Annotated in this window: 15 protein-coding genes; 11 read left to right on the top strand and 4 right to left on the bottom strand. The window is 73.0% G+C overall.

What is annotated here, in order from left to right:
* Nucleotides 1–12: 12 nt before the first annotated feature.
* Both ACW62_RS05460 and ACW62_RS05455 read right to left on the bottom strand, forming a co-directional pair.
* On the bottom strand, nucleotides 13–600 hold the full coding sequence (locus ACW62_RS05460; RefSeq protein ID WP_169791995.1) for a septum formation family protein: 588 nt from the start codon (nucleotides 598–600) through the stop codon (nucleotides 13–15).
* A 106-nt stretch (nucleotides 601–706) separates the two neighbouring features.
* The gene (locus ACW62_RS05455) at nucleotides 707–1,195 is read right to left on the bottom strand and encodes a septum formation family protein (RefSeq protein WP_169791994.1); all 489 of its coding nucleotides are present in this window, start codon (nucleotides 1,193–1,195) and stop codon (nucleotides 707–709) included.
* A 123-nt stretch (nucleotides 1,196–1,318) separates the two neighbouring features.
* On the opposite strand from ACW62_RS05455, the gene hisI reads away from it, so the two are divergent.
* The 6 genes from hisI to trpC all read left to right on the top strand — a co-directional run bounded on the left by hisI (nucleotide 1,319) and on the right by trpC (nucleotide 5,420).
* A complete protein-coding gene (gene hisI, locus ACW62_RS05450) occupies nucleotides 1,319–1,693 on the top strand; it encodes a phosphoribosyl-AMP cyclohydrolase (protein WP_053203040.1) in 375 nt (124 codons plus the stop codon).
* Nucleotides 1,690–3,210, top strand: a complete 1,521-nt coding sequence (locus ACW62_RS05445) for an anthranilate synthase component I (RefSeq protein ID WP_053203039.1) — start codon at nucleotides 1,690–1,692, stop codon at nucleotides 3,208–3,210. The genes hisI and ACW62_RS05445 overlap by 4 nt, the downstream gene beginning before the upstream one ends.
* Nucleotides 3,207–3,797: a TIGR02234 family membrane protein gene (locus tag ACW62_RS05440; protein ID WP_053203038.1), complete on the top strand. Its 591-nt coding sequence runs from the start codon at nucleotides 3,207–3,209 to the stop codon at nucleotides 3,795–3,797. Before ACW62_RS05445 ends, ACW62_RS05440 begins: the two co-directional genes overlap by 4 nt.
* Before the next feature lie 76 nt (nucleotides 3,798–3,873).
* The gene (locus ACW62_RS05435; protein ID WP_205629148.1) at nucleotides 3,874–4,134 is read left to right on the top strand and encodes an HGxxPAAW family protein; all 261 of its coding nucleotides are present in this window, start codon (nucleotides 3,874–3,876) and stop codon (nucleotides 4,132–4,134) included.
* A gap of 2 nt (nucleotides 4,135–4,136) precedes the next feature.
* A complete protein-coding gene (locus ACW62_RS05430) occupies nucleotides 4,137–4,487 on the top strand; it encodes a winged helix-turn-helix domain-containing protein (protein ID WP_053203037.1) in 351 nt (116 codons plus the stop codon).
* A 117-nt stretch (nucleotides 4,488–4,604) separates the two neighbouring features.
* A complete protein-coding gene (trpC, locus tag ACW62_RS05425; RefSeq protein WP_053203036.1) occupies nucleotides 4,605–5,420 on the top strand; it encodes an indole-3-glycerol phosphate synthase TrpC in 816 nt (271 codons plus the stop codon).
* A 5-nt stretch (nucleotides 5,421–5,425) separates the two neighbouring features.
* Here trpC and ACW62_RS05420 read toward each other — a convergent pair whose 3' ends face one another.
* Complete coding sequence (locus ACW62_RS05420) at nucleotides 5,426–7,195, bottom strand: GMC family oxidoreductase N-terminal domain-containing protein (protein ID WP_053203035.1); 1,770 nt, start codon at nucleotides 7,193–7,195, stop codon at nucleotides 5,426–5,428.
* Nucleotides 7,195–8,082: a hypothetical protein gene (locus tag ACW62_RS05415; protein WP_053203034.1), complete on the bottom strand. Its 888-nt coding sequence runs from the start codon at nucleotides 8,080–8,082 to the stop codon at nucleotides 7,195–7,197. Before ACW62_RS05415 ends, ACW62_RS05420 begins: the two co-directional genes overlap by 1 nt.
* Before the next feature lie 190 nt (nucleotides 8,083–8,272).
* Between ACW62_RS05415 and trpB the strand changes: the two genes are divergently transcribed.
* From trpB to lgt, 5 genes are all read left to right on the top strand, one after another.
* Entirely contained in the window at nucleotides 8,273–9,514 is a 1,242-nt protein-coding gene (gene trpB / locus ACW62_RS35085) for a tryptophan synthase subunit beta (RefSeq protein ID WP_053203033.1), read from the top strand.
* Nucleotides 9,511–10,305 carry a tryptophan synthase subunit alpha gene (gene trpA / locus ACW62_RS35080; protein ID WP_053203032.1) on the top strand — a complete coding sequence of 265 codons (795 nt, stop codon included), beginning with the start codon at nucleotides 9,511–9,513 and terminating at the stop codon, nucleotides 10,303–10,305. The genes trpB and trpA overlap by 4 nt, the downstream gene beginning before the upstream one ends.
* Entirely contained in the window at nucleotides 10,305–11,069 is a 765-nt protein-coding gene (locus tag ACW62_RS05400) for a DsbA family protein (RefSeq protein WP_083459245.1), read from the top strand. The genes trpA and ACW62_RS05400 overlap by 1 nt, the downstream gene beginning before the upstream one ends.
* An 88-nt stretch (nucleotides 11,070–11,157) precedes the next feature.
* Nucleotides 11,158–11,973 carry a DsbA family protein gene (locus ACW62_RS05395; protein WP_053203030.1) on the top strand — a complete coding sequence of 272 codons (816 nt, stop codon included), beginning with the start codon at nucleotides 11,158–11,160 and terminating at the stop codon, nucleotides 11,971–11,973.
* Between the two features lie 54 nt (nucleotides 11,974–12,027).
* On the top strand, nucleotides 12,028–13,407 hold the full coding sequence (lgt, locus tag ACW62_RS05390; protein ID WP_240477237.1) for a prolipoprotein diacylglyceryl transferase: 1,380 nt from the start codon (nucleotides 12,028–12,030) through the stop codon (nucleotides 13,405–13,407).
* Nucleotides 13,408–13,497 lie beyond the last annotated feature (90 nt).

Here is a 13,497-nt window from a genome sequence, read left to right as displayed (position 1 = left end):
CGCTGCCGGACCTCAGCGGTTGGCGCCCTCGAGGGTGCCGGTCACCGGGCCGGCCGGGTCGAGCACGGTGCAGACGAGCTCGCGGTCGCCCTCTGCCCACGACTCCTCGGTCGGCTCCAGCCACTGGATCTCCAGCGCCGACTCGCTGTAGTCCATGCCGACGAAGGTGGCGAACTCGGCGATGCAGTCGGACTCGACCTGCGCCTGGAACGTCTCGGAGCCCGGGAAGTCACCGTCCGGGACCTCGACGACCGTGAACACCTCCTGGTCGTGCTCCTGCTCGCAGGGGATGACGGTCAGCTCCTCGATCTGCTCCTCAGCGTTGAAGTTGCTGATGCAGTCGCCGAGGCCCACGTCGAAGACGTTCTGGGTCTCGCCATCGGACCCCTCGTCCTCGGCCGGGGTCTCGTCCTCCGCCGGAGTCTCCTCGGCGGGGGTCTCGTCCTCGGCGGGGGTCTCGTCCTCCGCCGGGGTCTCCTCGGTGGTGGCGGTCGAGTCGCCGCCGCCGTTGTCGTCCGACGAGTCGTCGCCACACGCGCTGAGGCTCAGCGCGGCGACGGCGGCGAGCGCCGTGACAGCGGTACGAATCGTGATTCGCACGATCATTGTCTCCTTCAGGTTGTACACGCCGTGGGCACGGCGCCTCTGCACCGCCGGCCGCTCGGGCGGTCGGCGGAGTTCGTGGTGGTGACGGTCATCGGTGGCCTCAGCGGTTCGCACCCTGCAATGACCCGGTCACCGGCCCGGCGGGATCGTAGACGAGGCAGACCAGCTCGCGGTCGCCCTGGTCCCACGATTCGGCGGTGGGCTGCAGCCAGGTGAAGTCGAGCGCGGACTCGGCGTAGGCGAGGCCGACGTAGGCCTCGAACTCGGCGGTGCACGTCTCCTCGGCCTGCGCGCGGAGGTCGTCGTCGCCGGGCAGCTCGCCGTCGGCGATCTCGGCCGTGGCGTAGATCTCCTGCGCGTGCTCCTGGTCGCACGGGACCACGGAGACGTCTGTGACCTGCTCGGAGTCGCCGAAGTCGCCGAGGCAGTCGCCGGCCTGGACGTCGAAGACGTCGGCGCCGGCGGACTCGGTGACGTTGCCCGAGGCGTCGCGCTGGGGCTCGTCGCCGTCGTCCGAGCACCCCGCGAGCAGCAGCACCGCGGCAATGGCGACCGGCGCCGCCAAGGCGGCGCGGGACGTGCTTGCCACGAGAATGCTCCTTCGTCAAGAGTCGCTGCGCTGTTACCCAACCATGGCACCCTAGTTGGTCATCGTCTCGTCCACGATGCGATACCGAAGATCTGGAGGCGTGTCGTCGGCGACAATGGGGGCATGCACAATGCCGCCGATGGGGGGCTCGACCCCACCGTAGCCTCCCGGCTCACCCTCACCCCCGACGGCCTGCTGCCCGCGGTCGTCCAGCAGCACGACACCGGCGAGGTGCTCATGCTCGCGTGGATGGACGCCGAGGCGCTGCACCGCACGCTCACCTCCGGCCGGGCCACCTACTGGAGCCGCAGCCGCGGCGCGTACTGGGTGAAGGGCGAGACGTCGGGGAACCGGCAGTGGGTGCGCGAGGTGCGCCTCGACTGCGACGGCGACACCCTGCTGCTCAAGGTCGACCAGGAGGGCCCGGCCTGCCACACCGGCACCCGCACCTGCTTCGACGACGGCCTGCTCGACTCCGTCCCGGGCGCCGCCGCGTGAACGTCACCCCCGATCTCGAGACGTTCCGGGTGCTGGCCAAGGAGCACCGCGTCATCCCGGTCGTGCGCCGGCTGCTGGCCGACGGCGAGACCCCGGTCGGCGTGTACCGCAAGCTGGCCGCCGACCGGCCCGGCACGTTCCTGCTGGAGTCCGCCGAGCACGGCGGCGTGTGGTCGCGCTACTCGTTCGTCGGCGCCCACTCGGCCGCGGTGCTCAGCGAGCGCGACGGCGAGGCCGTCTGGCACGGTCCCCCGCCGGTGGGGCTGCCGTCCGGCGGCGACCCGTGGCAGGCGCTGCGCGGCACGCTGCAGGCGTTGAAGAGCCGGCGGCTGCCCGGCCTGCCGCCGCTGACCGGCGGGCTGGTCGGGTTCGTCTCCTACGACGCGGTGCGGCGGCTGGAGCGGCTCCCGGAGACGACCACCGACGACCTGCGGCTGCCGGACATGTCGTTCCTGCTGGCCACCGACGTCGCCGTCCTCGACCACGACGACGGCACCATCCTGCTCGTCGCCAACGCCGTCAACTGGGACGACAGCGACGAACGGGTCGACCAGGCGTGGGCCGACGCGGTCGAGAGGCTGGACCGCATGACCGCCGAGCTGGCCCAGCCGACGCCGTCGTCGGTCGCCTCGTACGACCCCGGCGCGCCGCCGCGGCACGACAGCCGCACTGACAAGCCCGACTTCCTCGCCGCCGTCGAGCGGGCCAAGGAGGAGATCCGGGCCGGCGAGGCGTTCCAGGTCGTGCTCTCGCAGCGGTTCCAGACGCCGACCACGGCCGACCCGCTGGACGTCTACCGGGTGCTGCGCCGCGACAACCCGAGCCCGTATATGTACCTCGTCCGGCTGCCTGGCCCCGATGGCGACGGCAACGGCGCCTACTCCGTGGTCGGGTCCAGCCCGGAGGCGCTGGTCAAGGTCAACGGCGACCGCGCCATGACGCACCCGATCGCCGGCACCCGGTGGCGCGGCGACACCCCCGAGGCCGACGCCGCGCTGGCCGACGAGCTGCTCGCCGACCCCAAGGAGCGGGCCGAGCACCTCATGCTGGTCGACCTCTCCCGTAACGACCTCGGCCGCGTCTGCGCGCCCGGCACCGTCGAGGTGGTCGACTTCATGACGGTGCGCCGCTACAGCCACGTCATGCACATCGAGTCGACGGTGGTCGGGCGGCTGCGCGACGACCAGGAGGCGCTGGACGTGCTGGCCGCCTGCTTCCCGGCCGGCACGCTGTCCGGCGCGCCGAAGGTGCGGGCCATGGAGATCATCGACGACCTCGAGCCGGTGCGCCGCGGCGTCTACGGCGGCGTCGTCGGGTACCTCGATTTCGCCGGCGACCTCGACGTCGCCATCGCCATCCGCACCGCGCTGATCCGCGACGGGTCAGCGTATGTGCAGGCCGGCGCCGGCATCGTCGCCGACTCCGATCCAGAGGCGGAGTGGACGGAGTCGCGCAACAAGGCCGCCGCGGCGCTGCGTGCCATCGCCGTCGCCGAGACGATGCGGCCGGTCCGGTGAGCCCGTCCGCCCGCCGCGAGTACGCCGGCGCGCTGCTCCTGCTGGCCGCCGGCGGCGTGCTCGGGCTGGTCGCGGCGTCCCGGCCGTGGGGGAGCGGTGAGCAGTCGTCGTCACTCTCGGTGACGTCCGCCACGGTGTCCGGGTCCGACCTGCTGCCGCTCGCCCCGGCCGCCGCGCTGGTGGCGCTGGCGGCCGTCGTGGCGGTCCCGGCGCTGCGGCGGGCCGGGCGGCGCGTCGTCGGGGGCGTGCTGGCCGTGCTGGGCGCCGTCCAGGCCGTCATGGCCGCCCTGGTGCTGCCCGACCTCGCCGGGCGGGTGTCCGACTGGCTGACGACCGGTCCGGAGGCCGCCGGGCCGGTCGACTCGGTGTCGACGTCGCCCGGGTGGGCGGTCGCGGTGGTCGTCGCTGGGCTGCTGGTGGTGCTGGCCGGGCTGCTGGTGGCCGTGCGCGGGCCGTCCTGGCCGTCGATGGGTTCGCGGTACGAGCGGACCGGTGGACGCGCCTCCCGGCGCGCCCCGGCGAAGCCCGCGGAGGGCAACCGGGCCGCCTGGGACGCCCTCGACCGCGGCGACGACCCCACCGGCTGAGCCGGGTACCGAGGTCGCCCGACGAGCGGTTGCGGTCATCGGGCACAATGGCGGTGAGGCCACGACGACAGGAGACATGACACTGATGGCGCACAACGAGCATGGCCACACCCCGGCCGCCTGGACCACGGTCATCCTGATCCTCGCCGGTTTCGTGGTCGGCGCCATCGCCGTCATCCTGCTCAACTGGCCGCTGTTCTGGATCGGCGGTGTCGGCCTGGTCGTGGTCGGCGGCATCGTCGGCAAGATCATGCAGATGATGGGGCTCGGGCAGCGCGACACCCAGAGCGGCCCCGGGCAGCCCGCCGTGGCGACGGGCGAGGACCGCATCGGGTAGCCATGGCCAGCGCCGGCAGGACGACGTCGGACCGGGCCCGGGCGGGTCCGCCGGTCGTCTCCGTCGGTGGTGTCACGCTGGACGTCGATCACCGGTTGATGGCGACCCCCGGCGGGCGCGAGGTCGCGCTGACGCCGTTGCAGGCCGCGCTGCTGGCCCATCTCATGGACCGGCCCGGCCTGGTGTGCACGCGCGAGGAGCTCATGTGCCAGGCGCTGGGTTACCCCGTCCCCGTCGGCACCCGCACCGTCGACGTGCACGTCGCGACGCTGCGCGGCAAGCTCGGCGGCGCCCTGACGATCCGCTCCGTGCGCGGCGTCGGCTACGCCCTCGACCCCGCTCCGGAGGGGTGAGCACATGCCGATCGGGCGCCCGTCACCGGGGGTATGTCGAGAGCACCCATCACTCGCCGTTACTCTGGACCCGCCGGGTCGACCGATTCGGCGGGGTGGCACCGGCGAGGGGCGGAGATGAGCGTTCTCGAAGAGATCATCGACGGGGTGCGCGCCGACCTGGCCGAACGTGAGGGCCGGTGCCCTCTCGATCAGCTGAAGGAGATGGCGGCCAAGCAGCCGCCGGCCCGTGATCCGCTGCCGTTGCTCCGTTCTCCGGGGGTCTCGGTCATCGCGGAGGTGAAACGGTCGAGCCCGTCGCGTGGTTCCCTGGCCGAGATCGCCGACCCCGCCGCCCTCGCTGTCGACTACGAGTCCGGCGGCGCCGCGGCCATCAGCGTGCTCACCGAGCAGCGCCGGTTCGGCGGCACCCTCGACGACCTCAAGACCGTCCGGGCCGCCGTCGACGCGCCGGTGCTGCGCAAGGACTTCATCGTCACCAGCTACCAGCTGTGGGAGGCGCGCGCCTACGGCGCCGACCTCGCGCTGCTCATCGTCGCGGCGCTCGAGCAGATCGCGCTGGTGAGCCTCATCGAGCGGGCCGAGTCCATCGGGCTGACGCCGCTGGTCGAGGCGCACACCGCCGACGAGGTGGCGCGGGCGGCCGACGCGGGCGCGAAGCTCATCGGCATCAACGCCCGCGACCTCAAGACCCTCGACGTCGACACCACCACGTTCGAGCGGCTGGCTCCCACGGTGCCCGACGGCATCGTGAAGATCGCCGAGTCCGGCGTGAAGTCCGCGCGTGACGTCATCGACCTCGCCCGGGCCGGCGCCGACGCCGTCCTGGTCGGCGAGACCCTGGTCACCGGCAAGGACCCCAGGGCCGCCGTCGCCGACCTCGTCGCCGCCGGCGCCCACCCCGCGCTCAACCGGGGCAGCCGCCAGGGCTGAGCGCGCTACGTCAGCGCGGCCGTCACCCGTGCGTCGGTCGAGACGACCGGCGCCTCGGCGTGCACCCATGGGTCGCCGCCGAAGTAGGTCTGGAAGATCTTCTCGGCGGTGCGGGTGGCCAGCGCCTGCGACGTCAGCGTCGGGTTGGGGCCGCCGAGGGAGTTGGCCAGCGCCGAGTTGTCGGCGATGAACAGCCGCTTCACCCAGCGCGCCTCCGCGTTCGCGTCCAGCACGGAGTCGGCGTCGGAGGCGCCCATCCGCATCGACGACTGGACGTGCAGCAGCAGCGGCGGCCAGTCGACCCGGACGACCTTGCGGGCACCGGCCGCGCGTAGCGTCTCGGCCGCCCGGGCGGAGACGAACTCGCGGTTGCGCAGCGTCCGGGCCGACCGTTTGCGCTGGTGGAACGCCACCTTCGGCACCGGGCCGTGCTCGTCGGCCGGCAGCGCGGACAGCGTGACCCGGTTCTGCGCCTCGACGTCGTCGTCGGTGATGACGAGGATGTTCAGCAGCCGGTCGACGCCGTTCATGAGGGCGTCCTTGAGCTCCGGGCCGATCATCCGGCCGGCCGCGCCGTCCCACGGCCCCTCCTGGCCGCGGCCGTTCGCGTAGTGCCCGCGGATCCCGCTGTCGGAGAAGACGGCGGCGAACTGCTGCAGGCCGGGGGTGAGGCCGACGTTCTCCATGCCGCCGCGGCCGGGGAACTCCGCGCGGGCCGCCGACGCCGCGCCGCGGGTGGAGCCGGTGTCCTCGTCGAACAGCCCGATCACCCAGTCGAAGAAGTGGTCGGTGTAGCCGCGGCCGACCCAGTCGTTCGGGTTCGGCAGCCGGCTGTTCAGCCACAGCCGCGGGCTCTCCGTGCAGCCGGCGGCCAGGACGACGACCCGGGCGTCCTCGCGGTGCGTCTCGCCGGTCGCGCCGACGCGCCAGGTCACGCCGTCCGCGACGGTCTCGCCGCCGCGCTCGGTCGTGTGGATGCGGGTCACGACGGCGTCCGCGATCAGCTCCGCGGCCCGCCCACCCGCCGCCCACGACGGCGCCGTCAACGCCATCGGCACGTAGCTGTTGTCGGTGGACCGCTTGGCCGCCAGGTTCCGCGGCGCGCCGGCCGGCTTGCTGCAGCCCTGCATGCAGTAGCCGCAGAACGTGCAGCCGGTGGCCTGCGGGTACCGCAGCCGCGGGTCGTCCCGTCCGGTCACCTTCCCGGCGAACCCGCCGGGCTGCAGGATCGCGTTCTGCTGCGGCCGGAACGAGTCCTCCGTCGTCGTCTTCGTGGTCTGCACCGGCAGCCCGATGCCCTCGCAGCCGCGGAAGAACACCTGCTCCTTGGTGCCCATGGCCGCGGTCTGCACCGGCAGCGTCGCCTCGACCCACTCGAAGTACGGCGCCAGCTCCTCGTACCCGAACGGGAACAGGTGGTCCGTGTCGTAGGCGTCGCGGTCGGCGCCGTCGTAGCCCTGGAAGACGCCGGGGTAGGCGCGCGGGCAGTTGCCGAAGTAGTGCTGCGTCGTGCCCCCGACGCCGGACAGCTGCCAGATGAACGAGTTCTGCGGCGTCTCGCGGTACCACGCGGGCGCCTCCCGGCCGGCCGGGCCGAACCGCAGGAAGCCGGTGAGCGGGTTGTTGGCGTCGTTCTCGTAGTGCGTCCAGTCGCGGTCCGGGTCGGCGTGCCGCGGCCCGGCCTCGAGGATCAGCACGTCCAGGCCGCGGGCGGCCAGCTCCTTCGCGACGACGGGCCCGCCGCCGCCCGCGCCGATGACGATGACGTCGCGCATCAGGCCTGCACCTCGGTCCGGTCCTGGTAGTAGCCGATGAAGTCGGCCCAGCCGTCGACGACACCGTCGGGCTGGTAGCCGGACAGCTGCCAGCCGACCGGCCGCTCCGTCACCGTCCGGGCCGAGGCGTCGTACACGCCCCACTCGTTGTAGGAGCCGAACGCGGAGAACTCCAGCAGCGCCCCGGCCAGGAACGTCAGCAGCCCGCTGATCGACGAGCGCAGCGGCTCCGGCAGCCCGGCGTCGAGCAGCGCGACGAGCTCGGCGTCCGGCCCCTCCAGCAGCTCGAAGGCCCGGCACTTCTGCTCCAGCGAGAGCCGGGCGAACGGTGCAAGGAACGGCCCGGTCAACGCCAGCGGGTTCACCTGGGTCGCGACGACGTTCAGCAGCAACGCCACGACCAGCGACAACGGCAGCGCCTCGTCGTTCTCCAGCAGCTCCAGCAGCACCCGGTCCAGCGTCCACACCGGCGGGAACAGCGGCGCCAGCAGCCCGGTCGGCAGCGGCAGCCCGATGTCGTCGACGGCGGTCGCCAGCGCGGCGGCCAGCGGCGTGGCCAGCTGGTCCGGGAACGGCACGAAGCCGTCCAGCGCGGCGATCATGAAGTCGTCGCCGCGGGCCTCCAGCGCGCCCGCCTCGGCCCGCGGCGTGCCCTGGGCGCGCGAGTACGCGTCCGGACCCGGGCAGACCATGACGACCAGCCCGCGCAGGGTGTCGCGGGACAGCTCGGCGAGCACCGGCCGGAGCAGGCCGACCAGCGGCGAGAGCGCCGACGGCGTGGCGGTCGCGGACGGCGCCACCAGCGCGGGGACGGCCGCCGCCGCGCCGAGCACCCCCATCCGGGCGAGGAACGCGCGACGGCCGAGGTCGCGGCTGGGCACGGACATGAGGCCCCTTCCTTACTGGTGGGTAGGGGCGTGGAACGTAACGACGGCGCTGACGCAGCGTCAAGCGGTTCGGCAAAACCGGAGGCGATTGGGGTCGTGGGCGCCCGCTGCGATAACGTCGCGGGTGACGGCGCATGCCGCGCTCTCGTCACCTGTCAGCCATCTCTGCCACGCATCGAGGAGCACACGGGTGGACACCAGGCCCGACCCTGGGCACGTCCTTTCCGCCGACCGGCCCGGCCGGTTCGGCCCCTACGGCGGCCGCTACGTCCCGGAGGCGCTGATCGCGGCGCTCGACGAGCTCGACCGCGAGTACACCGCCGCCAAGCAGGACCCCCTGTTCCAGGCCGACCTCACCAACCTGCTGACCACCTACACCGGCCGGCCCACGCCGATCACGGAGGCGGCCCGGTTCGGTGCCGAGGCGGCCGGCGGCGCGCGCGTCCTGCTCAAGCGCGAAGACCTCAACCACACCGGCTCGCACAAGATCAACAACGTGCTGGGCCAGGCGCTGCTCACCAAGCGCATCGGCAAGCCGCGGGTCATCGCCGAGACCGGCGCCGGCCAGCACGGCGTCGCCACCGCCACCGCGGCCGCGCTGATGGGCCTCGAATGCGTCATCTACATGGGCGAGGAGGACACCCGCCGGCAGGCGCTCAACGTCGCCCGCATGCGGCTGCTCGGCGCCACCGTCGTCCCGGTCACCACCGGCTCGCGCACGCTCAAGGACGCCATCAACGAGGCGCTGCGCGACTGGGTCACCAACGTCGCCACCACCAACTACGTGTTCGGCACCGTCGCCGGGCCGCACCCGTTCCCGACGCTCGTGCGCGACCTCCAGCGCATCATCGGCGTCGAGGCGCGCCAGCAGGTGCTCGACCTCACCGGGAAGCTGCCCGACGCGGTCGCGGCCTGCGTCGGCGGCGGGTCCAACGCCATCGGCATCTTCCACGCGTTCGTCGACGACCCCGAGGTCGCCCTGTACGGCTTCGAGGCCGGCGGCGACGGCGTCGCGACCGGCCGGCACGCGGCCACCATCACCGCCGGGTCCCCCGGCGTGCTGCACGGCGCCCGCTCGTACCTGTTGCAGGACGACATGGGGCAGACCATCGAGTCGCACTCCATCTCGGCGGGGCTGGACTACCCGGGCGTCGGCCCGGAGCACGCCTGGCTGAAGGACTCCGGTCGAGCCAGCTACGAGCCGGTCGACGACGCCGACGCCATGGAGGCGTTCCGGCTGCTCTGCCGCACCGAGGGCATCATCCCGGCCATCGAGAGCTCGCACGCGCTGGCCGGCGCCCGCCGGCTGGGCGAGCGGCTCGGCCCCGACGCCACCATCCTGGTGAACCTGTCCGGGCGCGGCGACAAGGACGTCGACACCGCCGCGAAGTGGTTCGATCTCATGGACGAGTCGGGGGAGGTCGCGCCGTGACGACGACCGTCGCGTTCGAGAAGGCGCGGGCCGAGGGCCGCGCCGCGCTGATCGGCTACCTGCCGGCCGGCTACCCCACCGTCGAGGGCTCCATCACGGCGCTGAAGGCCATGGTCGAGGCCGGCGTCGACGCCGTCGAGATCGGACTGCCCTACAGCGACCCGGTCATCGACGGCCCGACCGTCCAGGCCGCGGTCGAGGCCGCGTTGAAGGCCGGCACCACCACGGCCGACGTGCTGCGCGTCGTCGAGGCGGTGGCCGCCACCGGCGCGCCCGCCGTCGTCATGTCCTACTGGAACCCGCTCCAGCGCTACGGCGCGGCGGCGTTCGCCCGCGACCTCGCGGCGGCCGGTGGGTCCGGCGTCATCACGCCCGACCTCACGCCCGACGCCGACGACACCTGGATCCCGGCGGCGCGCGAGCACGGCCTCGACACCGTCTTCCTGGTGGCGCCGTCGTCCACCGACGACCGCATCGCCATGACGACGGCGGCCTGCCGCGGCTTCGTCTACGCCACCTCCGTCATGGGCGTCACCGGCACCCGCGACCAGGTCGGCGACGCCGCGGCCGGGCTGGTCGCGCGCACGAAGGCGACGACGGACCTGCCGGTCGCGGTCGGGCTGGGCGTCTCCAACGGCGCGCAGGCGGCCGAGATCGCCGCGTACGCCGACGGCGTCGTCGCCGGGTCCGCGTTCGTCCGCCGGCTGCTCGAGGCCGCCGACCACGCCGCCGGGGTCGCCTCCGTCGCCGAGCTGGCCGCCGACCTCGCCGGGGGAGTGCGCACGCGCTGATGACCAGCGACCACGGCAATCGGCCGCCGGCCCGAGGCTCGAAGAAAGAACAGGCTCGCGCTCGGGCGGCGCAGTTGCGGGCCGAGGCCGAGGCCAAGGCGCTGGCCGACCGGCGGCGCGAGCGGTTCCTGCGCGCCGCCATCTCCGTCGGCGTGCTGGTGGTCGTCGCCGTCGTCGCGATCGTGCTGGTCAACCGCTCGTCCGAGGGCCCCGAGGGCACCGGCGCCATCCCATCGGGCACCGTCGACGGCGGCACCGGCGTGGCCGTAGGCGAGGCGAGCGCGCCGGTCACCATCGACTACTGGTTCGACTTCCAGTGCCCGTTCTGCGGCGAGTTCGACCGCGAGAGCGGGCCGGTGCTGGCGGAGCTGACCGCCGCCGGCACCGCCCGCGTCGTCTACCACCCGGCCGCCTTCCTCGGCGACGAGTCCGACCGCGCCGCCAACGCGTTCGGCTGCGCCGTCGACGCCGGCCGGCCGGTGGAGCTGCTCACCGAGCTGTTCGCGAACCAGCCCGAGGAGGGTTCCGGCGGCTACACGACGGACGACCTGCTGGCTGCCGGTCAGGCCGCGGGCATCGACGACCCGGTGTTCGAGTCGTGCGTCCGCGACGGCACCTACGCCGACTGGGGCCGGCACGTCCTCGACGCCTTCCGCAACGAAGGCCTGGAGGCGACCCCGGCGGTGCTGCTGAACGGCGACCTGCTCGACAACCCCGCGGCGATGAGCGCTGACGAGTTCCGCGCCGCCGTGACGACATCGTGATCACCGCGTCCGGAACTCACATCATGGTCAATGAAGTTGTACCCTCGTCAATCCCCGTGAACTCACTCGTGTCGAAGGAAGCCCACCGATGAGCAGCAAGAAGGCCGAGGCCCGCGAGCGCATCAAGGCGATGCGCGAGGAGCAGCAGCGCCAGGAGAAGCGGCGCGAGCGCATGATGCGCTACGGCGTGGCGGTGGCCATCGTGGCCGCCGTCGCGATCATCGCGGTTGCGGTCGCGGCGAGCCGGGGCGGCGACGACGGCCCGGTCGCGGTGCCCGATGCCGTCGGGTCCGGCAACGGCCAGGCCATCGAGGGCGACGGCGGCGGCATCCTCGTCGGCGACGCCAGTGCGCCGGTCACCATCGACTACTGGATGGACTTCCTCTGCCCGCACTGCGCCGACTTCGAGACGGCCAACGGCCCGGCCATCCAGACGATGGTCGACGCCGGCGAGGCGAACATCGTCTACCACCCGCTCGACTACACCGGCGCCGTCTACTCCCGCCGCGCCAACAACGCGTTCGCCTGCGCGGCCCAGGAGGGCAAGGCGGCCGAGTTCAAGAGCGCCGCGTTCGCCGCGGCCGGCACCCAGTGGTCCACCACCTCGCTGGTCGACCTCGGTGAGCAGGTCGGCATCGGCGGCGACTACGAGAGTTGCGTCCGCGACGACGACTTCGAGGACTGGGCGGCCGCCGTTCCGCAGTCGGCCCGCGACCACCAGGTCGAGGGCACCCCGACGGTGTTCCTCAACGGCGAGCTGCTGCCGAACTCCTCGTGGACGCCGGAAGGGATTCAGGCGGCGGTGGCGACCGTCGCGGCCGGTGGCAGCGTCGCCACCCCGGCTCCGGACGCCAGCGCGACCCCGCCGGCGGCCGAGACGCCGAACCCTTCGGCCACTCAGTGATCTGGAGCACACCGCGATGACGACCCGGTTCGGCCGGTCCGGTACGGTTCGCCTGTGATCGCGACGCCGGCCGTGGTGCCCACCTTCATCCCCAGCCCGAGCAGCAACTCGATCGACGTCCTCGGGTTCGAGCTGAGGGCCTACGCACTGTGCATCATGGCCGGCATCGTCGTGGCGATCTGGCTCACCAACCGGCGCTGGCTGGCCCGCGGCGGCGAGGCCGGCGTCGTCGCCGACATCGCCGTGTGGGCGGTGCCGTTCGGCATCATCGGCGGCCGCATCTACCACGTCATCACCGACAACCAGCTGTACTTCCGCGAGGGCCGCGACCCCTGGCAGGCGCTGCGGATCTGGGAGGGCGGCCTGGGCATCTGGGGCGCCATCGCCATGGGTGCCCTCGGCGTCTGGATCGCCTGCCGCCGCCGCGGCGTCCCGTTCGCGGCCATGGCCGACGCGGCCGCGCCGGGCATCCTGTTCGCCCAGGCACTCGGGCGGATGGGAAACTGGTTCAACCAGGAGCTGTTCGGCAAGCCGACGGACCTGCCGTGGGGGCTGGAGATCGCTCCCGTGCACCGGCCCGACGGCTACGCCGACGTCGCGACCTTCCACCCCACGTTCCTCTACGAGGCGCTGTGGGCGGTCGCGGTGGCGTTCGTGCTGCTGTGGCTCGACAAGCGGTACACCATCGGGTTCGGCCGGCTGTTCGCGCTGTACGTGGCCGGCTACACGCTGGGCCGCGGGTTCTGGGAGTACCTGCGCATCGACCCCGCCAACCACATCTTCGGCGTCCGGGTGAACCTGTGGGTGTCCGGGCTGATCTTCGTGGCGGCGATGGCCTACTTCTTCTGGTCGCTCAAGCGCCACCCCGGCCGCGAGGACCCCGAGGCGTTGCGCGGCTACTACGACCAGCCCGACCCGTTCGACGACAAGGGCAAGGCCGAGGACGAGACGCCGATCACGCTCCCGGACGACGAGCCGGACGACGAGAAGAAGCCCACGGCCGAGGACCCGAAGCCGGCGGAGAAGAAGGAGCCGGCCGAGGAGGCGTCCGCGGAGGAGCCGGCCGAGAAGCCGAAGCCGGCCGACGAGCCGAAGCCGGCCGAGGAGAAGGCCGCTGACGAGAAGCCGGCGTCGGCGGTGAAGAAGACGAGCGCCGCCACCGTTACGGCCCCGGCTACGACGACGGCCACCACCACGAAGAAGGCCGCCACCGCCAAGAAGGCTCCGGCCACGAAGGCGACGCCTGCCAAGAAGGCGCCGGTCAAGAAGGCCCCGGTCAAGAAGACGCCGGTCAAGGACGCCGCGGCCAAGAAGACGGCGGCCAAGTCCACCGCCGCGAAGAAGGCCACGGCCGCCAAGAAGACCGCGGCGAAGAAGGCCCCGACGGAGGCGCCGCCCGCCGACTCGACGAGCACCCCCGCCAGCGGCAGCTGACGCCCGGGCGAGGCCCACCCAAGCTTCGCTTGGTCTCCGACACTCCGACACTCGAACCGGGTGTTGAACGGGCGTCGCGTGGCTGGTCCC

It is taken from the genome of Jiangella muralis (assembly GCF_001270745.1).
GTDB lineage: Bacteria > Actinomycetota > Actinomycetes > Jiangellales > Jiangellaceae > Jiangella > Jiangella muralis.
Note: the sequence above shows the minus strand (reverse complement) of the source record. Positions and strands in the feature narration are given on the sequence as shown.